Raw genomic sequence first — 20,417 nt, 5'->3', positions numbered from 1 at the left:
ACCTTTGCAGGCAACATTCAGTCATTGCGCATGCCGATCCTGTGCCCTTACTCTCTGGAGCCATCACCTTGAGAGCAACGGAGGCTTCATGAAACTGATCGGCATGCTGGACTCGCCCTACGTACGCCGCGTGGCCATTTCCCTGGACCTTTACGGCGTCGATTTTGTGCATGAACCGCTGTCGGTGTTCAGCACGTTCACCGAGTTTTCCCAGATCAACCCGGTGGTCAAGGCGCCGACCCTGGTGCTGGATGACGGCACGGTGCTGATGGATTCCAGCCTGATCCTCGACTATCTGGAAACCCTGGCCCCGGCCGATAAAAAGCTGCTGCCCCCCTCCCCCGCAGGTCGTGCCCATGACCTGCATATCCTTGGCCTGGCCCTGGCGGCCTGCGAGAAAAGCGTGCAGATCGTTTACGAACACAACCTGCGCCCGGCCGAAAAGCTGCATGCGCCCTGGCTGGATCGCGTCAGCGGGCAATTGCTGGCGGCCTACTCGCTGCTGGAAAAACAACTGCCTGACAGTCAGGAGTTGACCCAGGCTTCCCTGACAGCGGCAGTCGCCTGGTCGTTCAGCCAGTTCACCGTGGCGTCGGTGGTCAAGGCCGATGCGTTCCCCAACCTCAAACGCCACGCCGAGCGGCTGGAACAGCACTCGGCTTTCAAGCGTTATCCAATCGAGTAGGCAAGCCAGTTCTAATGTGGGGGGAGGCGTGACGATTCGAATTGCTGCCGATGACTATGTTTCAGCAACAGGTGTGTAGACTGACACGCCGCGATCTCGTAGCGTCAGTGATTAAGGCCGAAGCGTTTCCCAATGGGCGACGCTATTGCGAATGAATAGAACCGCCTCCGGCGTCCAAACGTCATGCCATCGAATACACGCCCTGGAGTTCAAGCGCCCTGATCCTGAGGTAATCGGCGGCAATCACTTCAGGGTCAGCATGTACCAGATACACCGTGCCTGGCTGGCTGAACACATCCTGAGTCACACTTAGTGCGTGCCCATCGTCAACGTAAAACACCGCATCAAAGAAGGACTCAAGCTTAAGCAATTCATTCAGAAAAAAGCCCTGTTTGAAACGTCCCTTCGCACGGTTGATCAAGCAAACGTTGTAGGTGTGTTGCATCAGCCTATAATCGGTGTTTCCTGCCACTAATCGGGCAAACAGTTCAGGTGCAGTGATCGATAAAACAGTTGCTTCGATTTGGCCGAGACCTGTCGTTTGCCTGGACACGTCGGGCCGTAAAATACCATCGGTTCGTGCAGCGATCTCCACCAGTTTCGGGCCATCGTCAGTGAACATAACTTCAGCGTGGCTGGGGCCGTTACGGATGCCGAGCGTGCGCACCACTGCCCGAGTGTAATCCACCAAGCTCGAATACTCCGGTGAATCGGCGTCAATCAACTCATCAATGTCATAGAGGACCCCACCGCTTTCAGTACGCTGTTTCTGATAGCGAACTACTTCAGTGACAAGCTGCTGGCCGTTGAGCGAAACCATATTCACCACATATTCCACCCCTGCCAAATACTCCTGGATCAGCACCTGGTGATTGGGAATGCTCAATTTGTTAGTCGCGCCCAATAGCTTGCCGACTGCAACCTCACAAGCACGCAAGTCCTCACAAATGAATACGCCATCAGCGCCAGCGCTTTCGAGGGGTTTGACCACCACGGGAAAACGACCATGATCATTAATCCAGGTCTCAGCACGCTGCCACGTGTCCGCGATGAACTGCTGCGCTGCCAATAGCTGCGCTTGGGTAATGCGATGAATCATGTCGTATTTATTTCTGCGGGCGGTGCTCTTCTCGATGTCATTGCGATAAGGCAGTTGAAGGTGCTCATTCAATTCATCCGCCAGCCGTACACCGGTTTCGGCGCCGGCAATAATGAATTGTGGCTTGAACTGCTCGACACTCGCCAACGTGGTGGCAAACCCCGTATTCACGATGACGTTGTCATAAATGGAATAATCGAAGCCTCGATAGTAATAACTGTCCAAGGTGTTGGATGAGGCCACATGCATCAGTACACACCCTGCTTCAGCAAGGCGCTTTGATATAAATTTTCCGGATGAGAAACCATCGACGACAATCACCCTGCTCATGTTGTTTCCCTCCGCAGTGCATATAACGCCCTTCCCAACAGCAAAAACACAATGAGGCTGACCGCAGTAACACTCGCGATAGAGAATTCGACTCTGTCGTCGAGGTACTGCAACAACAAGACAAATACCGGAAGCGTCAACAACACCAAAGAAACATGGATGGGCGTGAGATAGAAGATTGTTTTCTGGATCAAGTAGATGGGCAACAGATGCCCTATCACAACCAGCAGTACCATTGGCAGAATCAACTCGGCATTCAGCCTGAAACTCTCCCCCAAAGCAGTCATTGCAAGGACGCATGCACCGACCATTACCACGCTCCTGACCGCCAGAATTTCATAGACGGACCATTGCCGCCGGTAAAGCTCCTTGGAAAACACCGTGTACATAACCGTACCCAGTGCACACACCACCACGCTGGCGATTCCCATCAGCCGCTCTTCCAGCGTTGTAGTGGCTATACCACTGTCTCCTGCGAAGGAGTTCAACAGCATGATTCCCACGGAAACAAGCACCAGACACGACACCACCGCATCTACGAAAGCGACTTTGGCATTACGCTTGTTGGCCATTAAGATAACTAACGTGAGCGCCGGGCCACAGGCGACCGAAGCGACTCCGACCACCGCAGGCTCCAGGTATTTCAAGGCGTAAAACAGGCCACCCCAATTAAGCAATACTGAAACATTCACGACAACAACTATTACCCAGTGCATCCTTATCTTTGAAAGTAACGAGCCAGCGTTATGAAGCAGGGCACACACGACAAAAAAAATGGCAGACGTTGTAAAACAATAAAAAACAACAAGCAGCGTATTGATCGTTTGCGTGACGAATGCTACGTACACATCGAACGCAGCGCTGATCAGGCAAAAAATCAAACCTACAACTACGCCATAACGCACCATGGATACACCTGTCAAGTTGAGCCAGCAAAGCAATTCAAACCACGCTCACTCCGCTTTCGTTTACCTTGATTTTCAAGACGGACTTAACAGAAAGGCCTGTCATCTTTCGAACCTTTTCGAAACCACCATTTCCAACTTTTTCAACCGCACAGACCACATCGAGCAACTCCCCTCCCGCCGACCTTATCGCTTCAGTTAAAGCAACAATTGCCCCCCGGTACTCAATGTATCGTCAATAATTGCCACACGATCGCCTGCCTCAATCCCGTTGAGATACATTTCGCCTTGAAAATATTCAGAGTCGATGGAAACTACTACCGCCATTAATAGACAGACTTGCCAACTCTATGAGCGGTGTTCTACCAATATCAGTCAGCTTCATGATAAATAATCTCAATACCTGATAGCCACTTCAAGACATTATCAGATCATTCTCATGGCAAACAACTAGCCGAACGGCTAGGTATTAAAGCCCTCGAAGAGCGCTATACCCCCGCCTCATTACTTGAAAAACGCTTCGAAAAAACCAGCGATGGCGACACATGCCAACCACCGTAAAATGCAACAAATGTCATAACAGCGGTGGTATGGGCAATGAATCTATCGCCTGTGCCACCGCCATCGGCGCTTGAGTTGGGTGACGCTCTACACCCACCCGCCATCCACAATAAAGTTCTGCGCCGAACACATCGCCGAGGCATCGGAGGCGAGAAACAACGCCATGTTGGCGATGTGTTCCGGCAAAACGCTCCCCGGCAAACACTGACTGCGGCTGATCAGTTCCTTGGCGGCATCGTCGACCCACATCGCCAATTGTTTTTCCGTCATCACCCATCCCGGCACCAGCGTGTTCACGCGGATGCGGCTCGGCCCCAGTTCCCGGGCCAGGGCGCGGGTCATGCCGTGGGCGGCGGCCTTGCTGGCGGCGTACACCGGGTAGCCGGCGGAAGCCATCATCCAGCCGACGGAGCCGAGGTTGATGATCGCCCCGCCGCCCGCGTTTTTCATCATCGGCACCACGGCCTTGGCGGCGAAGAAGGCGTGCTTGAGGTTGACGGAGATGAGCCGGTCGAACATTTCCGAGTCGACTTCTTCCAAGCTGTGGCGTACGTCATTAGCGGCATTGTTCACCAGCACGGTGATCGGCCCCAGCGAGTGTTCGAAACGAGTGATGGCGGCTTTATAGGCTATCTCGTCGGTGATGTCGCAATTGACGAATTCCACCGTGTGCCCTCGCGAACTCAGCAAAGCCGCCAGGCGTTCGCCCTGGCTTTGCGCGCGGTCGACAAAGCCGACCTTGGCGCCTTGGGCCGCGAAGGCGCGCACCATGAATTCGCCAATGCCTGAGGCGCCTCCAGAGATCAGGACAGTCTTGCCTTCAAGGTCGGGATAAACGGGGTGATGAGTGGTCATAAAGGTTGCCTCGCTTAATTAGTCTTATTTTATTTTGCAAAAACGCGGTTTAAGGCTATAAATTCGCTGTCATATCGACAAAATATCGCACATTAGTAGAACTATTCCACTCAAAACAACAAAAGGAAGTTCGACCATGAAGCACCCTCGTTACCTGCTTTCGGGCCTCGCCCTGTCCATGCTGGTCGCCAGCGGCGGCGCCCAGGCGGCGGGCCTTACCAGCGAACACAAACCGTTCGGTAAAACCAATGACGGCACCGCCGTCGAGCAGTACATCCTGCGTAACAGCCATGGCATGCAAGCCACGGTGATCACCTACGGCGGCGTGTTGCAGTCGCTGAAAGTACCGGACAAACACGGCAAGCTCGACGACGTGGTGCTGGGCTTTGACGACGTGCAAGGCTATCAGAGCGGTACGGCGTTCTTCGGCGCAACCATCGGCCGTTTCGGCAACCGCCTGGCCGGCGGCGCCTTCGAACTCGACGGCAAGCGCTACCAGGTGCCACTCAACGACGGCCCCAACTCGCTGCATGGCGGCGCCCAGGGCTTCGACAAGCGGGTGTGGAAAGCCACGCCGGTCAAGGCCAAGGACTCGGTCGGCGTGACCCTCACCTACCTGTCCAAGGACGGCGAGATGGGCTTCCCCGGCAACCTGAAGACCGAAGTCACCTACCGCCTCAACGACCACAACGAACTGCACATCGACTACAGCGCCACCACCGACAAACCGACGGTGCTCAACCTCACCAACCACAGCTACTTCAACCTGGCCGGCGCGGGCAATGGCGATATCCTCAAGCAGGTCGCCACCTTGCATGCCAGCCATTACACGCCGGTGAATGCGACGCTGATTCCCACCGGCGAACTGGCGCCGGTCAAGGGCACACCGATGGACTTCCTCACGCCGACGCCGATCGGCCAACACATCAAGGACGATCACCCACAGCTCAAATTTGCCGAGCCGAAACAGGGTGGGTTCGACTTCAACTGGGCGCTGGATACCCAGGGTGACGTGAAGCAGGTGGCGGCCGAGGTGCATGATCCTGCGTCCGGGCGGCGCTTGCAGCTGTTTACCACCGAGCCTGGGGTGCAGTTCTATACCAGCAACTTCCTCGATGGGTCGGTGAAGGGCAAGGCAGGCAAGACCTATCAGCACTGGAGTGGGTTTACGTTGGAGACCCAGCATTTTCCGGATGCGCCTAATCAGCCTGAGTTTGCGTCGACCCGCCTGAACCCAGGGCAGACCTACACCCAGAACACTGTCTTCAAATTCTCCGCGGACTAAACTTGTGTGAGGGGGCTTGCCCCGATAGCAGAGTGTCAAAGACAGCGATGCACACTGACACACCGCTATCGGGGGCAAGCCCCCTCCCGCATTTGGAACTACATTTGGCTTGGGATCAGCGTTGTTTCATGCGGTCGATGACCACCGCCAGCAGCAGGATCGAGCCGCGGATCACGTACTGGTAGAAGGTGTCGATGTTCTTCAGGTTCATCGCATTCTCGATGATCGCCAAAATCAACACGCCGGCAATCACATGACGGATCATCCCCACCCCGCCGCTCAGCGACACCCCGCCCAGCACACAGGCCGAGATCACCGTCAGCTCGAAGCCCTGGCCGATCATCGGCTGGCCGGAGGTCATGCGCGAGGCGAGGATCACCCCGGCCAACGCGCCGATCAGGCCGTGCACGGCAAAGATCAGGATCTTGGTGCGGTCCACATTGACGCCCGCCAGCAACGCCGCTTCCGGGTTGCCGCCGATGGCCATGGTGTTGCGCCCATAGGTGGTGTAGTTGAGCAGCCAGCCGAAGAACAGGAAGCACAGGATCGTGATCAGGATCGGCACCGGCACCCCCAGCAACTGGCCGTTGCCGAAAATGAAGAACTGCTCCTGGGACACCCCCACCGCCTTGCCGTTGGCGAAGATGTACGCCAGGCCGCGCACGATCTGCATGGTCGCCAGGGTGGTGATCAGCGCGTTGACCCGCAGCTTGGCGATCACGATGCCGTTGATCAGCCCCACCATCAGGCCCATCAGCAAGGCGGCGCCAATGCCCAACAGGACGCTGTCGGTGTCGCGCATCACAATCGCCGCCACCACCCCGGCGCAGGCGATCACCGAGCCCACTGACAGGTCGAAATGCCCCGACGCCAGGCAGAACAGCATGGTGCAGGCGGCGATGCCCACGGTGGAAATCGCCAGGCCCAGGCCACGCATGTTCAGCGGTGACAGGAAGTTGTCGATGAGCAAGGCGCACAGCAGGAAAATGCTCACCGCCGCCAGCAGCATCGCCCAGTTGTCCAGCAGTGCACGCAGGTCCAGAGGCTTGCGCGCCGTGGGCAGCACGTTGTGTTGAGTAGTCATAGTCGTCTCTCAGTTCGCCACGCTGCGCGGCAGGGCCAATTGCAGCAGGTTGGATTCGGTAGCGTCTTCGCGGGTTTGTTCGCCGCGCATCGCACCTTCGCACAGCACCAGGATGCGGTCGGAGATGCCCATCACTTCCATCAGGTCGCTGGACACCACAATCACCGCAATGCCCTGGGCCGCCAGGTTATGGATGATCTGGTAGATCTCGGCCTTGGCGCCGATATCGATGCCACGGGTCGGTTCGTCCAGCAGCAGCACCTTCATCGGCATCGACAGCCAGCGACCGAGAATGGCCTTCTGCTGGTTGCCGCCGGACAGGTACATGATCTTCTGCGCGGCGTTCGGCGTCTTGACCTTCATGGCCTGGATCTGCTGGTCGGCGTTGCCCTTTTCCCAGCCCTCGCGCAGCAGCCAGCCGAACGTGGAGTGGGCACCGCGTGCGCTGATATTGATGTTCTCGGCGACGCTGGATAGCGGGATGATGCCTTCCTTCTTGCGGTCCTCCGGGCACAGCAGCACGCCGGCGGCGATGGCATCCCTGGGCGAGCGCAGTTGCAGCGCCTGCCCGCACAAATGCAGGCTGCCGGCACTGGCGCGCTCCAGGCCGCTGAGCAGCCGGAACAGCTCGGTGCGCCCAGCCCCGACCAGCCCGAACAGGCCAAGGATCTCGCCCTTGCGCACACTGAAACTGATCGGCTCACGCAGGCCGGGACCGAGCAGGCCATCGGCCTTGAGCGCGACTTCGCCGTGCTCACGCGGGCGGTAGTCGTAAATGTCCTGGATATCGCGCCCCACCATGCACGTCACCAGTTGGTCATGGGTCAGCGCGCTCATGTCCTCGAAGGTGCGCACGTAGCGACCGTCCTTGAACACCGTGACGGCGTTGCAGATGCGGAACACTTCTTCCATGCGGTGCGACACGTAGAGCACCACTTTGCCCTCATCGCGCAGGCGCGTGATGATCGCCATCAGGCGGTCGATCTCCCGCGCCGACAGGCTGCTGGTCGGCTCGTCAAAGGCAATCACATGGGCGCCACGGGACAGCGCCTTGGCGATTTCCACCAGTTGGCGCTGGCCAAGGGACAAGCGCCCGAGTTTCTCGGCCGGGTCGATTTCATCCGCCAGCCCCTTGAGGCACGCGAGGGCCTGCTTGCGCAGGAGCCCCCGGTTGACCACGCCGAAACGCGACGGCAAGTGGCCAAGGAACAGGTTCTCGGCCACCGTCATTTCCGGCACCAGATGCAGTTCCTGGTGGATCACCGCCACGCCGCTGGCAATGCTGTCGGCGGCGCATTTGAAGGCCATGGTCTGCGCGCCGATGTGCAGCGAGCCGCTGTTGGGAATGTAGGCGCCGCCGAGGATCTTCAACAGCGTCGACTTGCCCGCACCGTTCTCGCCCATCAGGGCGTGCACCTGCCCGGGGTGGGCGGTAAAGCTGATGCCATCCAGCGCCTTGACCCCGGGAAAGGTCTTGCCGATGCCGTCAAAGCGCAGGGCCGCAGCGGTCATTGCCACAACCCGATCTTGGTCAGTTCTTCCTTGAAGTTGGCGCGGGTGATCAGCGTCACTTCGTCCATCGCCGTGTATTTCGCAGGCTCGGTGCCTTTAGTGACCCAATCGAACATCATCTTCGCAGTGTTGTAGCCCTCGATATGCGGGCTGGGCAGCATGGAGCCAAAGAAGCCGCTTTCAGGCTTTTTCAGTTCGCCAATGGCGTCGGTGCCATTGATGCCGATGCCGATCACGTTGGCCGCCTTGAAGCCGGCGCTTTCGGTGGCGCGTACGCCGCCGAGCACGGTGTTGTCGTTCATGCCGCCGATGATCAGGTTTTTCGCGCCACTGGGCAGCTTGACCAGCGCCGAGTTGGTGGCGTCCATGCTGCCGGGTACGTCGAGAGTCTTGGCGGCGGTGAACAGGATGTGGTCCTTGGGCATGCCGGCTTCTTCCAGGGATTTGACCGAGCCGTCGGTGCGTTTCTTGCCGGTGTCGAGTTCGTTGAAGGTGTTGATCACCGCGTAGGTGTCCTTCCAGTCCCAGCCGCGTTTTTTCGCTTCGGCCGCCATCGCGGCGCCCTGCTTCTGGCCCACTTCAAAGGCCGCCATGCCCAGGTACGGCACGTCTTCCATGAAGTTGCCCTTGGCGTCGACAAAGCGGTCATCCACGGCAATGACTTTCAAACCGTTGGCCTTGGCCTTGGCCACGATGGCCGGGCCGAGGGACACGTCCGGCGGGCAGATCACAAAGCCCTTGGCACCATTGGCGGCCAGGCTGTCGATGGCCGACAGGGTCTTCTCGCCATCGGGCACGGCGATCTTGATCACGGTGAAGCCATGCTCCTTGCCGGCTTTCTCGGCGAAGGCCCATTCGGTCTGGAACCACGGCTCCTCGGCCTGCTTGACCAGGAAGCCGATCTTCACTTCTTCAGCGGCCAGCAACAGCCCGCTCAAGCTCATGGCCGAGACCGCCACAGCGGCGCAGCACAGGGAACGCAAACCACGACGACGATTCATACGGGTGACTCCTTGTTGTTGTTTTTAAAGGGGGACTTATCCGGCAAAGCGATGACAGGGTTTTCCAGGCACATCGACCTCGATGGCCAATACCGCGCCATCCAAGGGGTGTTCCAACGGGCTGGCCGCGCTGGTGATGTACAGGGTGGTGAGGTTCGGGCCACCGAACACGCAACTGGTGGGGCGGCTGACGGGCAGCTCGATGATGCGGTCGACAGTGCCGTCGGGCGTGAGGCGCAGCAGGCAACTGCCATCCCAGCGGGCGTTCCAGATATAGCCTTGCACATCCATGGCCGAACCGTCCGGCCCGCCACGCTCGTGGGGACCGAACCACGCCTGCGCGGATTCGAGTTGGCCGTCTGGCTGGATAGCGTGGCGGTACAGCGTGCCGTCCAGGCTGTCGCCGAAATGCACCTGCCGACCGTCATCACTCCACAGCAAGGTGTTGGGAATGCCCAGGCCGCTGAGCAACGGTGTGACCTGCGCATCGGCATCGATACGAAACAGGCCGCCGGAGCGTCGCGTGATGGGCAGGTCTTCACCCTGCTCGCCAATATTGTTCTGCATGGTGCCCAGCCACAGCCGGCCCTGGGCATCGCAGCGTGCTTCATTGCCACGGTTGCCGGGTTGCGGGTCGGCCACGCACAGCAGGGTCAGGGCCTCGGTGGCCAGGTCGAGGCGGTACACGCCGCTGCTCAGGGTCACCAGGGCATCGCCGCCCTCACACGGGATGAACGCCGAGACATGCTCAGGCAACTGCCACACCCGCAACTGCCCGCCCATCAGGCGCAGTGCCTGTTTGCCGGCAATATTCACCCAGTACAGTGCCTGGGTGGGCGCGTCCCAGAACGGTCCCTCGCCCAATTGCGCACGGTGCGGGGTAACGGCGATACACGACATGATGCCTCCTGGATTGTTGTTGTTCTCAGGTGTGCGTTACAGCGGTTCGCGAGATGGTGTGCCATCCACCAGCCGCTGGATGCGCAACGGATTGGCGTTTTTCAACGCGTCGGGCAGCAGGCTATCAGGGTAATTCTGGAAGCACACGGGGCGCAGGAAACGCTCGATGGCCAAGGTGCCGACCGAGGTGCCACGGGCATCCGAGGTGGCCGGGTACGGTCCGCCATGCACCATCGAATCGCAGACTTCCACGCCGGTCGGGTAGCCGTTGAGCAGGATGCGCCCGACTTTCTGCTCCAGCAGCGGCGTGAGTTCGGCGAACTGTTGCAGGTCGGCGGGCTCGCCAATGATCGTCGCCGTAAGTTGACCGTGCAGACCGTGCAAGGCGGCGTTGAGTTGGGCCTGGTCGGCGACTTCGACGAACACGGTGGTGGGGCCGAAGACTTCTTCCTGCAGCACTTCATCGCCGTCGACCAACAGGCTCGCATCGGCCTTGAACAGCTGTGGTTGCGCCTGATTGCCGGCCTGCTGGTTGCCCGCCAGGTGCTGGATGCCCGGGTGCGCCAGGAGTTTTTCCAGGCCTTTGCCGTAGCTGCCCAGGGTGCCGGCGTTGAGCATGGTCTGGGCCGGTTGCTCGCCGATCAGTTGCGCGACTTGCTGGGTGAACGCGGTGAATGCAGGCGACGCGACACCGATGACCAGGCCAGGGTTGGTACAGAACTGGCCGCAGCCTTGTACCACCGAGGCGGTCAGGTCACGCGCGACGCTGTCGGCGCGCACGGTCAGGGCCTGGGGCAATACGATCACCGGGTTGATGCTCGACATCTCGGCAAACACCGGGATCGGCTGCGGGCGCGCCGCCGCCATGTCGCACAAGGCACGCCCGCCCTTGAGCGAGCCGGTAAAGCCCACCGCCTGGATCGCCGGGTGCTTGACCAGCGCCTCACCCACGCCACCGCCGAAGATCATGTTGAACACACCGGCCGGCATCTCGGTGGCCTCGGCCGCGCGGATGATCGCATCGGCCACGCGTTCGGCGGTCGCCATATGCCCGCTGTGGGCCTTGAACACTACTGGGCAGCCTGCCGCCAAAGCAGCCGCTGTATCACCGCCCGCCGTAGAAAATGCGAGGGGGAAGTTGCTCGCGCCAAACACCGCGACCGGCCCCAGGCCGATGCGGTATTGACGCAGGTCCGGGCGTGGCAGCGGTTGGCGGTCGGGCAGTGCCTTGTCGATGCGCGCACCGTAGAAATCGCCGCGACGCAGCACCGTGGCGAACAGGCGCATCTGGCCGCTGGTACGCCCGCGCTCGCCCTTGATGCGTGCAGCCGGCAGCGCGGTTTCGCGACAGACCAGTTCGACAAAATCATCCCCCAACGCGTCCAGCTCATCGGCCACCGCATCCAGGAACTGTGCACGGCGCGATGCGCTCAAGGCGCGGTACGCAGGGTAGGCCTGCGCGGCAGCCTTGGCGGCGGCGTCGACTTCCTGCGGCGTGGCCTGGAAAAAGGCCTGGGGCAAGGCTTCGCCGGTGGTGGCATCGACGCTGTGCAAGGTCACGCTGCCGTTGGCGCTGCGCTGGCCGCCGATGTAGTTGTGGCCGAGAAACTGAGTCATGGGGTTCTCCATTAAAGGGTGATGACATTGCCGGGTTCGAACGCCGCAGCGCTGCTGCCGACACGGTTGACCAGCGGCGCACCGAACTCGGCCTGGCTGATCTCGAATACATCGCCGACCTGGGTCCGTATACCGTCGGCGAATGACAGCGTGGCGGTGCCGAAAAAGTGGATGTGCACATCGCCCGGCTTGAGGAACTGACGGTATTTGAAGTGGTGGTATTCGAGGTTCTCCAGGCTGTGGCACATATTGGCCTCGCCGCTGAGGAACTCGTTCTGCCAGATCACTTCGCCGTTGCGCAGAATGCGGCTGGTGCCCGCCAGGTGCTGGGGCAACTCGCCCACGCGCAACTCCGGGCCGTAGCTGCAACTGCGCAGTTTGGAATGGGCCAGGTACAGGTAGTTCTTGCGCTCCATGATGTGGTCGGAGAATTCGTTGCCCACCGCAAAACCGACGCGATAGGGCTTGCTGTCCGGGCCGATCACATACAGGCCGCCGATCTCCGGCTCTTCACCGGCATCCTCGGCAAACGGTGGCACCGGGAAGGCTGCGCCGGGGCGCACCACGATGCTGCCGTCGCCCTTGTAGAACCACTCGGGTTGCACACCCGCCTGGCCAGCCGGTGGACGGCCGCCCTCCACGCCCCATTTGAAGATGCGCATGGTGTCGGTCAATGCGCTGTCGTCGCCGGCCTGGTGCATCTTGTCCCGCGCCGAGGCACTGCCCAGGTGAGTCAGGCCGGTGCCGCTGATCAGCATATGGGCCGGGTCCGGGTGGTCCAGCGGCGGCAGAATTTTCAAGTCGGCCAGCAGCGCGGCGTAGTCATAGCTGTCGCCCAGGCCCAGGCTGTCCACGTGTTGCGCCAGGCCTACGCCGGCGTCGATGGCAGCCAGGGCCAATTCGCGCACGCTGCGGGCTGTCTGTACTTCGCGCACCTTGGTGGCGTCGACCACGCCGACACGGCGGTCTCCGTTACGCAACTCGAACTGAACTAAACGCATGACTGTTCTCCTGGATTAAGGTCGGGTGGCGCCACGGGCACTGGCGGCAAATTGGTCGGCAGGCAGCACGTGCCTGCGCTCGAGCAGGCGGTAGACCACAACGGTCAGGACCAGCCCGAACAGCATCACCCCGGACAAGAAGTACAGGCCCGAAGCGAGGTTGCCGGTGTATTCCTTGAGCGCGCCGATCACGAACGGGCCGATATAGCCGCCGAGGTTGCCCACCGAGTTGATCAACGCAATGCCCGCCGCCGCACTGGCGCCCGCGAAGAAGCGCCCGGGCAAGGTCCAGAACACTGCCGTGCAGGAGAACATCGCGAATGCCGCCAGGCACAGCGCCGCCATTTGCAGCACCGGCACACTGAGCGCGGCACTGAAGAACAGGCCAATGGCGCCCAGCACGTAGAGCACCGCAAGGTGGCCGTAGCGGTCGTTCAAACGGTCGGAACTGCGCGGGATGATCAGCAGGCCGATGATGCCGAAGAGATACGGCACCGCAGAGATAAAGCCGGTGACCAGATCAGTGCCGCCGAACTGCTTGATCAGGGTCGGCAGCCACAGGCCCAGGCCGTAGATGCTCAGGGTCACCGGCAGGTAGAACAACGCCAGCAGCAACACGCGTTGGTCTTTCAAGGCATGCAGCGGGTTGCCGTGACGGGTCTGGCCGTAGGTTTGCAGGTCTTTGGCGAGTTCGCCGGTGAGCCAGGCCTTTTCGTCGTCGCTCATCCAACTGACCTGTTCAGGGCCATCTGGCAGGAAGCGCAGCACCGGCCAGGTCAGCAGGATCGCCGGGGTGCCAATCACGATGAACAGCCATTGCCAGCCGTGCAGGCCAAGGATGCCGTCCATGCCCAGCAAACCGCCGGACACCGGACCGGTGATCATCATCGCGATGGGTTGCGACAGGATGAACAGCCCGAGGATCTTGCCGCGATGGCGCACCGGGAACCACTGGGTAATGTAGTAGAGAACGCCGGGAAAGAACCCCGCCTCCGCCGCGCCGAGCAGAAAGCGCATCACATAGAAGCTGTGCGGGCCCTGCACAAAGGCCATGCCGATGGTGATGGCGCCCCAGGTGATCATGATCCGCGCAAACCAGCGGCGTGCGCCAAAGCGGTCGAGCATCAGGTTGCTGGGGATCTCGAACAAGAAGTAGCCAATGAAGAACAACCCCGCACCCAGGCCATAGGCAGCATCGCCAATGCCGACGTCGGCGCCCATGTGCAACTTGGCGAAGCCCACGGCGGAACGGTCCACGTAGGCGATCAGGTACAGCAGGATCAGGAAGGGAATCAGTTTCAGCGTGATGCGCCGAATAAGCCGCAGTTCCTGGCTCATGGGGGTCGATCTCCGATTGTTGTTTTTATAGAAGCTCGGGGGACGCCTCTCGCGAAAATCCGCCAGGGTCATACCTCAGTTGAGATCGACTATATAGTAGGACTATTTACAAAACAACTCTTCCAAAGCAGCGTTTTTGCGCTTATGTTTAAGCACGCATAGAACATATAGTCATACAATAAGAGAATCGATCATGCCTGATAAAAAGCCCGGCCTCCGCTCCGCCCAGTGGTTCGGTACCGCCGACAAGAACGGCTTCATGTACCGCAGCTGGATGAAGAACCAGGGCATTGCCGACCATCAGTTCCATGGCAAGCCGATCATCGGCATCTGCAACACCTGGTCGGAGCTGACCCCGTGCAATGCACATTTCCGTCAGATCGCCGAGCACGTCAAACGCGGCGTGATCGAGGCCGGTGGCTTCCCGGTGGAGTTCCCGGTGTTCTCCAATGGCGAGTCGAACCTGCGTCCCACCGCCATGCTCACCCGCAACCTGGCGAGCATGGACGTGGAAGAGGCGATTCGCGGCAACCCGATTGACGGCGTGGTGTTGCTGACCGGCTGCGACAAGACCACCCCGGCCCTGCTGATGGGCGCCGCCAGTTGCGACGTGCCGGCCATCGTGGTCACCGGCGGGCCGATGCTCAACGGCAAGCACAAAGGCCAGGACATTGGCTCGGGCACCGTGGTGTGGCAGCTCAGCGAACAAGTGAAAGCCGGCACCATCACCCTGGATGATTTCCTTGCAGCCGAAGGCGGCATGTCGCGCTCGGCGGGCACCTGCAACACCATGGGCACCGCGTCGACCATGGCCTGCATGGCCGAGGCACTCGGCACTTCCCTGCCCCATAACGCGGCGATTCCGGCGGTGGATGCGCGGCGTTATGTGCTGGCGCATATGTCGGGCATGCGTGCCGTGGAGATGGTGCGCGAAGACTTGAAGCTGTCGAAGATCCTCACCAAAGAGGCGTTTGAAAACGCGATCCGTGTGAACGCGGCCATCGGCGGCTCGACCAATGCGGTGATCCACCTCAAGGCCATCGCCGGGCGCATCGGCGTCGAACTCGACCTGGACGACTGGACCCGCATGGGCCGTGGCATGCCGACCATCGTCGACCTGCAACCTTCGGGGCGCTTCCTGATGGAAGAGTTCTACTACGCCGGCGGCCTGCCCGCCGTGCTGCGCCGCCTGGGTGAAGCCAACCTGATCCCGCACCCGAATGCCCTGACCGTCAACGGCAAGTCCCTGGGCGAGAACACCAAGGACTCGCCGATCTACGGCCAGGACGAGGTGATCCGCACCCTCGACAACCCGATCCGCGCCGACGGCGGCATCTGCGTGCTGCGCGGCAACCTGGCGCCGCTGGGCGCGGTGCTCAAGCCCTCCGCCGCCAGCCCGGAACTGATGCAGCACCGTGGCCGTGCGGTGGTGTTCGAAAACTTCGACATGTACAAGGCGCGCATCAATGACCCGGAGCTGGACGTGGACGCCAACTCGATCCTGGTCATGAAAAACTGCGGCCCCAAGGGCTACCCGGGCATGGCCGAGGTCGGCAACATGGGCCTGCCGGCCAAGCTGCTGGCCCAGGGCGTGACCGATATGGTGCGAATCTCCGATGCACGCATGAGCGGCACGGCGTACGGCACGGTGGTGTTGCACGTGGCGCCGGAAGCCGCTGCCGGCGGACCATTGGCCACGGTCAAGGAAGGCGACTGGATCGAACTGGACTGCGCCAACGGCCGCCTGCACCTGGACATCCCCGACGCAGAGCTGGCGGCACGCATGGCAGACCTGGCGCCTCCGCAGAACCTCATCGTCGGCGGCTACCGCCAACTGTACATCGACCATGTGCTGCAGGCCGACCAGGGCTGCGACTTTGACTTCCTGGTGGGTTGCCGTGGGGCGGAAGTCCCACGGCATTCCCACTAATTGGGATGCTATGATGCCGCGTCTTTAAGCCAGAGCCTCCCCGTCGTCATGGATCACCAGCCGCCCAAGCCGCGCAAGAGCCAGCATGCCCAGATCGTTCAGGACTTGGGCATGCACATCGTTTCCGGCCGCTTCAAGCCCGAAGAACGGCTGCCCATGGAGGCCACGCTCTGCGAGGAGTACCAAGTCAGCCGCTCGGTGTTGCGCGAAGCCACGCGGGTGCTCAGCGCCAAGGGCCTGGTGTATTCCAAGCCACGGGTGGGCGCGGTGGTGCGGCCGCGATTGAAGTGGCACCTGCTCGACCCGGACGTGTTGTCCTGGTTGATGCAGTCCACGCCCCACAGTGAGTTCTTCAACACCCTGGCCGGTGTGCGACGCATCCTCGAGCCGGAGATCGCCGCCATGGCCGCGACCACGGCTACCGATGAAGACATCGCCACCATCGAAAAAGCCTACCTGGGCATGGAAACCGCGCAGACCCACGAACAGCTATTGCAGGCCGACCTGGACTTCCACCGCGCCATCGCCGATGCCACCCGCAACGACCTGCTCGCCTACATGTGCAACATGCTGTCGCTGCCGTTGCGCGAGTCGATCAACATCACCAACCGCCGCCCGGACATCCAGGGCCTGAGCCTGCCCCGGCACAAGGCGATCCTCACCGCGATCCAGAACCGCGACGCCCTTGGCGCCCGGCATGCATCGCTGGTGCAGCTGGATGACACGCGGGTGGCGTTGGATACGGTGATGAACGTGCTTACGCCGCTCTGACTTCAAGGGGTACACAGAACCAAATGTGGGAGGGGGCTTGCCCTCTCCCACATTGAAACTGTGCTAGGCATTAGAGGGTGTAGGCGATGCCCACCTGCACCGTGCGTGGCGCGCCTGGGTAGGCGTAGAAGTTGCCGAACGCGCCCTCCTCGAAATCACGGTTGAACAGGTTCTTCACATCCAGGTTCAGGCGCACCTTGTCGTTGACCTTGTAGTAGCCGAGCAGGTCGACCACGGTGTAGGCGTCCATCGAAAAAGCGGTGTTGGAGGTCTGGCCAACCCGTTCATCGACGTATTTGGCGCCCGCGCCCAGCCCGAGCCCCTTGAGGCGACCGTCCTGGAATTCGTAGACATTGAGCAGGCTGAAGCTGTTGCGCGGGATGTTGGCCAGGGGTGAGCCGACGCGGATGGTGTTGTCTTTGGTGACTTCGGCGTCGACGTAGGCGTAGCCGCCGATCACGCGCCATTCAGGGGTGAGGTTGCCGGCGACGTTGAGGTCGAAGCCGCGGCTGCGCACCTGGCCGGCGGCGACACTGAAGGTCGAGTCCAGGGGGTCGGTGGTGAGCACGTTTTTCTTCTCGATCTGGTAAACCGCAGCATCGACGCTCAGTTGACGATCCAGCGCTTCCCATTTGATGCCCATTTCGTAGGACTTGCCCTTCTCCGGCTCAAACCCACCCCCCTGGCGGCTGGCACCTGTATTCGGCTTGAACGAGCGAGCGGCATCGGCGTACACCGCGACAGTGTCGGTGAGGTCGTAGGTCACGCCTACGCGCGGGGTGACTGCATTATCACTGGCCTCCCAGCTTTTACCGCCTGGCACATAGGTGTGGTAGTCGTGCTCGAAGCGCTCGAAGCGTGCGCCGGCGAGTACTTTCAGGCGCTCGGTCAGGGCCACTTGGTCCTGGACGAAGGCGGCGTTAGTCTTGAGGTTTTCCTTGTCGTGGGTCGGCGTGCGCGTGAGCGTCGGGCGTGGTTGGCCGTAGACCGGGTTGAAGATGTCGATGGGATAGGTACCCACCGCCCCGCTGGAGCGCTGGATGATCGACTTGTAGTCGTAGTCTTCGAACTCGACGCCGGTGAGCAGGGTGTGGTCAAAACCGCCCGTGGAGAAATGCCCGGTGAGGTTGAGCTGGGTGTCCTTGTCGGTCCACTCCAGCTTGCGGTAGTTGAAGTTGCGACCCAGGGTACGACCGTCAGCGGCCAGACCGTTGGCTTCGATGGCGTTGCCTTGCAGGGTGCCATCGAGCCATTGAAAACCACCGCCCAAGGTCCAGTTGTCATTGAGCAGGTGCTCGAAACGCAACTGGGCCATGCTGTTGTCGTTGTGCAACTTGCCGACGTCTTTATCGCCCCAGAAGGTGTCGCGCGAAGGCGTGCCTTTCTGATTGGCAAAGCGTGTCAGCCCGCGGTCCAGCGGGTGGTTGTTGCGCATGAAGTCGCCTTCGAAGATCACCTTGGTGTCGTCGCTGGCCTGCCAGGTGAGCACCGGGGTGACGCCGTAGCGCTCGGTCTCCACATGGTCGCGGAAGGTGTCGCCGCCCTCGCCCACCACGTTCAGGCGATAGGCCAGGCGGCCCTCCTCGTCCAGCGGGCCGGAGGCATCCAGGGTGCCGCGCTTCATGCCCTGGTCATTCAATTGGCTGCCGAGAGTGACCGTGCGTTCGGCCAACGGTTGCTTGGTCACCACGTTGAAGGTGCCGCCGGGATCGCCACGGCCATAGAGCATGGTCGCCGGGCCGCGCAGCACTTCCAGGCGTTCGATGGTATTGGCGTCCGGCATGTTCGGGTAGCCACGGTTGATCGGGAAACCGTTGCGGTAGAACTCGCCGGTGGTAAAGCCGCGCACGGTGAAGGTGGTGAGGCCCTGCCCGCCGAAGTTGTTGGCGCGGCCGACACCGCCAGCGTAATCCAGGGCGTCTTGCAGGCGGGTGGCGCCGATGTCTTCGACCACCGCCCTGGACACCACGCTGATGGACTGCGGGGTTTCATGGATCGAGGTGTCGGTGCGCGTCGCACTGGCTGAACGTGTGGCGTGGTAGCCCTGCACCGGCCCTTGGGCGGTCTCGTAGTCCGCCTCGCCGGTGACATTGGTCGCTTGCAACTCAAGGCTGGCTTTCTCGGTAGCAGCAACCTCTGCCCAGGTGAACGGGGAAAACGCCTGAAGCACGCAGAGGGAAATCAGGGTACGACGCATGGGTGTGGAACCTAGTGAATGAGCCAGATGGGACGGCAAACCTGCCAAGAATTCGCGAGGGATGGTATATCAAGTCATTCGCGTTTGACATCTATTCTCATTCGCTATTTTTTGCGCATCGACTGTGTATCAGCGCTGACACAGGCGAAAAAAAGCCACTCAATCGAGTGGCTCATCGTTGACGCGTGACCTCAGCGATAACGTTCCAACCAATGCGCGTAAGGCGCAGGCAAGGTCCACGAGGACTTCTCGACCCCCAGTTCCTTGGCCGCAAAATACGCCCAATGCGGGTCGGCCAGGTGCGCACGCCCCACCGACACCAGGTCCAGGTGCCCGGCCTGCAACGCGCCTTCGGCCAGTTGTGGGGTGCCGAAGCCCCAGGCCGAAGTCACCGGGATACCGGCTTCGCGACGCACGCGCTCGGCGATCGGCCCCATGAACGCAGGCCCCCACGGGATGTGGGTGTCGGGGATGGTGAAACCGACGCTGACGCTCAGCAGGTCCAGGCCACCGGCCTTGAAACGGCGGGCCAGTTCGATGGACTCGGTGAGGGTCTGCTCGTCGCGACCGTCGTACTCGATCACACCGAAACGTGCGGTGAGCGGCAGGTTTTCCGGCCAGACTTCGCGCACGGCAGCCAGGGTTTCCAGGAGGAAACGGCTGCGGTTGTCGAAGCTGCCGCCGTAGGCGTCGGTGCGCTGGTTGGAGTGCTCGGAGAAGAAGCTCTGGCCCAGGTAGCCGTGGGCGAAATGCAGCTCGATCCATTCAAAACCGGCGTCGCGGGCACGGCGGGCGGCGTCGACGAAGTCCTGGCGCACCCGGGCGATGTCGTCCAGGGTCATGGCGCGAGGCACCTGTGGCAGGTTGGCACCGAAGGCGATGGCCGAGGGTGCGATGGTTTCCCAACGGCGGACGTCGGAGGCGGCGATATGGTCGTCCCCTTCCCACGGACGGTTGGCGCTGGCCTTGCGGCCGGCGTGGCCAATCTGGATGCCCGGCACGGAACCGGCGGCCTTGATCGCCTGGACCATCGGCACGAACGCCTCGGCATGCGCATCACTCCAAAGCCCCGCGCAGCCTGGGGTGATACGACCTTCCGGCGCGACGGCAGTGGCTTCGACCACCACCAGGCCGGCACCGCCACGGGCCATGCTGGCCAGGTGCACGAGGTGCCAATCGTTGACGATGCCATCATCGGCCATGTACTGGCACATCGGCGGGATAGCGATGCGATTGCGCAGGGTGACATCTTTTAGTTGGAACGGTTCGAACAATGCGGCCATGGGGCAACTCCAATGAGCAGGTGGTTGATTCGATAGTTCGATGGTAATCGAACTATGGTATTC

At 61.1% G+C, this 20,417-nt stretch carries 16 protein-coding genes; 4 read left to right on the top strand and 12 right to left on the bottom strand.

Features of this window, described 5'->3' with window-relative positions; genetic code table 11:
• Positions 1-88 precede the first annotated feature (88 nt).
• Positions 89-685 (top strand): glutathione S-transferase family protein, encoded by a 597-nt coding sequence (locus K5K89_RS11990; protein ID WP_092245992.1) that lies wholly within the window; start codon positions 89-91, stop codon positions 683-685.
• A gap of 181 nt (positions 686-866) precedes the next feature.
• On the opposite strand, the gene K5K89_RS11985 is transcribed toward K5K89_RS11990, so the two are convergent.
• From K5K89_RS11985 to K5K89_RS11975, 3 genes are all read right to left on the bottom strand, one after another.
• Entirely contained in the window at positions 867-2,114 is a 1,248-nt protein-coding gene (locus tag K5K89_RS11985; protein ID WP_222541472.1) for an ATP-grasp domain-containing protein, read from the bottom strand.
• Positions 2,111-3,022, bottom strand: coding sequence for an EamA family transporter (locus K5K89_RS11980; protein ID WP_222541471.1), 912 nt, complete (start codon positions 3,020-3,022; stop codon positions 2,111-2,113). The genes K5K89_RS11985 and K5K89_RS11980 overlap by 4 nt, the downstream gene beginning before the upstream one ends.
• Positions 3,023-3,667: 645 nt before the next feature.
• Entirely contained in the window at positions 3,668-4,435 is a 768-nt protein-coding gene (locus K5K89_RS11975) for an SDR family NAD(P)-dependent oxidoreductase (protein ID WP_071489113.1), read from the bottom strand.
• Between the two features lie 136 nt (positions 4,436-4,571).
• On the opposite strand from K5K89_RS11975, the gene K5K89_RS11970 reads away from it, so the two are divergent.
• Positions 4,572-5,720, top strand: coding sequence for an aldose epimerase family protein (locus K5K89_RS11970; RefSeq protein WP_222541470.1), 1,149 nt, complete (start codon positions 4,572-4,574; stop codon positions 5,718-5,720).
• Between the two features lie 115 nt (positions 5,721-5,835).
• Here K5K89_RS11970 and araH read toward each other — a convergent pair whose 3' ends face one another.
• From araH to K5K89_RS11935, 7 genes are read right to left on the bottom strand one after another with little or no spacing between them, the layout of a single operon-like run.
• A complete protein-coding gene (gene araH / locus K5K89_RS11965) occupies positions 5,836-6,804 on the bottom strand; it encodes an L-arabinose ABC transporter permease AraH (protein WP_071489111.1) in 969 nt (322 codons plus the stop codon).
• A 9-nt stretch (positions 6,805-6,813) separates the two neighbouring features.
• On the bottom strand, positions 6,814-8,316 hold the full coding sequence (gene araG / locus K5K89_RS11960; RefSeq protein ID WP_092246013.1) for an L-arabinose ABC transporter ATP-binding protein AraG: 1,503 nt from the start codon (positions 8,314-8,316) through the stop codon (positions 6,814-6,816).
• Entirely contained in the window at positions 8,313-9,317 is a 1,005-nt protein-coding gene (locus K5K89_RS11955; protein WP_092246016.1) for a substrate-binding domain-containing protein, read from the bottom strand. The genes araG and K5K89_RS11955 overlap by 4 nt, the downstream gene beginning before the upstream one ends.
• 36 nt (positions 9,318-9,353) lie before the next feature.
• On the bottom strand, positions 9,354-10,217 hold the full coding sequence (locus K5K89_RS11950; RefSeq protein ID WP_093513738.1) for an SMP-30/gluconolactonase/LRE family protein: 864 nt from the start codon (positions 10,215-10,217) through the stop codon (positions 9,354-9,356).
• Positions 10,218-10,253: 36 nt separating this feature from the next.
• A complete protein-coding gene (locus K5K89_RS11945; protein ID WP_071491457.1) occupies positions 10,254-11,834 on the bottom strand; it encodes an aldehyde dehydrogenase (NADP(+)) in 1,581 nt (526 codons plus the stop codon).
• A gap of 11 nt (positions 11,835-11,845) precedes the next feature.
• Positions 11,846-12,835: an AraD1 family protein gene (gene araD1 / locus K5K89_RS11940; protein ID WP_222541469.1), complete on the bottom strand. Its 990-nt coding sequence runs from the start codon at positions 12,833-12,835 to the stop codon at positions 11,846-11,848.
• Between the two features lie 15 nt (positions 12,836-12,850).
• Entirely contained in the window at positions 12,851-14,173 is a 1,323-nt protein-coding gene (locus tag K5K89_RS11935; protein ID WP_071491459.1) for an MFS transporter, read from the bottom strand.
• A gap of 193 nt (positions 14,174-14,366) precedes the next feature.
• Between K5K89_RS11935 and K5K89_RS11930 the strand changes: the two genes are divergently transcribed.
• Together K5K89_RS11930 and K5K89_RS11925 are read left to right on the top strand one after the other, a co-directional pair.
• On the top strand, positions 14,367-16,103 hold the full coding sequence (locus tag K5K89_RS11930) for an IlvD/Edd family dehydratase (RefSeq protein WP_071491460.1): 1,737 nt from the start codon (positions 14,367-14,369) through the stop codon (positions 16,101-16,103).
• 48 nt (positions 16,104-16,151) lie between these two features.
• Positions 16,152-16,874 (top strand): FadR/GntR family transcriptional regulator, encoded by a 723-nt coding sequence (locus tag K5K89_RS11925; protein ID WP_071494877.1) that lies wholly within the window; start codon positions 16,152-16,154, stop codon positions 16,872-16,874.
• Between the two features lie 70 nt (positions 16,875-16,944).
• Here K5K89_RS11925 and K5K89_RS11920 read toward each other — a convergent pair whose 3' ends face one another.
• Both K5K89_RS11920 and K5K89_RS11915 read right to left on the bottom strand, forming a co-directional pair.
• Positions 16,945-19,071 (bottom strand): TonB-dependent siderophore receptor, encoded by a 2,127-nt coding sequence (locus K5K89_RS11920; RefSeq protein WP_222541468.1) that lies wholly within the window; start codon positions 19,069-19,071, stop codon positions 16,945-16,947.
• Positions 19,072-19,262: 191 nt separating this feature from the next.
• A complete protein-coding gene (locus K5K89_RS11915; protein ID WP_222541467.1) occupies positions 19,263-20,354 on the bottom strand; it encodes an NADH:flavin oxidoreductase/NADH oxidase in 1,092 nt (363 codons plus the stop codon).
• Positions 20,355-20,417 lie beyond the last annotated feature (63 nt).

The sequence above is a fragment of the Pseudomonas sp. DR208 genome, from assembly GCF_019823005.1.
Lineage (GTDB): Bacteria > Pseudomonadota > Gammaproteobacteria > Pseudomonadales > Pseudomonadaceae > Aquipseudomonas > Aquipseudomonas extremorientalis.
This window is presented reverse-complemented; position numbering and strand designations above follow the sequence as displayed.

Bases quoted from the DNA above. Each gene is read 5' to 3' on its own strand.
- K5K89_RS11990 (WP_092245992.1), top strand. From the start codon at position 89: ATGAAACTGATCGGCATGCTGGACTCGCCCTACGTACGCCGCGTGGCC.
- K5K89_RS11985 (WP_222541472.1), bottom strand. From the start codon at position 2,114: ATGAGCAGGGTGATTGTCGTCGATGGTTTCTCATCCGGAAAATTTATA.
- K5K89_RS11980 (WP_222541471.1), bottom strand. From the start codon at position 3,022: ATGGTGCGTTATGGCGTAGTTGTAGGTTTGATTTTTTGCCTGATCAGC.
- K5K89_RS11975 (WP_071489113.1), bottom strand. From the start codon at position 4,435: ATGACCACTCATCACCCCGTTTATCCCGACCTTGAAGGCAAGACTGTC.
- K5K89_RS11970 (WP_222541470.1), top strand. From the start codon at position 4,572: ATGAAGCACCCTCGTTACCTGCTTTCGGGCCTCGCCCTGTCCATGCTG.
- araH (WP_071489111.1), bottom strand. From the start codon at position 6,804: ATGACTACTCAACACAACGTGCTGCCCACGGCGCGCAAGCCTCTGGAC.
- araG (WP_092246013.1), bottom strand. From the start codon at position 8,316: ATGACCGCTGCGGCCCTGCGCTTTGACGGCATCGGCAAGACCTTTCCC.
- K5K89_RS11955 (WP_092246016.1), bottom strand. From the start codon at position 9,317: ATGAATCGTCGTCGTGGTTTGCGTTCCCTGTGCTGCGCCGCTGTGGCG.
- K5K89_RS11950 (WP_093513738.1), bottom strand. From the start codon at position 10,217: ATGTCGTGTATCGCCGTTACCCCGCACCGTGCGCAATTGGGCGAGGGA.
- K5K89_RS11945 (WP_071491457.1), bottom strand. From the start codon at position 11,834: ATGACTCAGTTTCTCGGCCACAACTACATCGGCGGCCAGCGCAGCGCC.
- araD1 (WP_222541469.1), bottom strand. From the start codon at position 12,835: ATGCGTTTAGTTCAGTTCGAGTTGCGTAACGGAGACCGCCGTGTCGGC.
- K5K89_RS11935 (WP_071491459.1), bottom strand. From the start codon at position 14,173: ATGAGCCAGGAACTGCGGCTTATTCGGCGCATCACGCTGAAACTGATT.
- K5K89_RS11930 (WP_071491460.1), top strand. From the start codon at position 14,367: ATGCCTGATAAAAAGCCCGGCCTCCGCTCCGCCCAGTGGTTCGGTACC.
- K5K89_RS11925 (WP_071494877.1), top strand. From the start codon at position 16,152: ATGGATCACCAGCCGCCCAAGCCGCGCAAGAGCCAGCATGCCCAGATC.
- K5K89_RS11920 (WP_222541468.1), bottom strand. From the start codon at position 19,071: ATGCGTCGTACCCTGATTTCCCTCTGCGTGCTTCAGGCGTTTTCCCCG.
- K5K89_RS11915 (WP_222541467.1), bottom strand. From the start codon at position 20,354: ATGGCCGCATTGTTCGAACCGTTCCAACTAAAAGATGTCACCCTGCGC.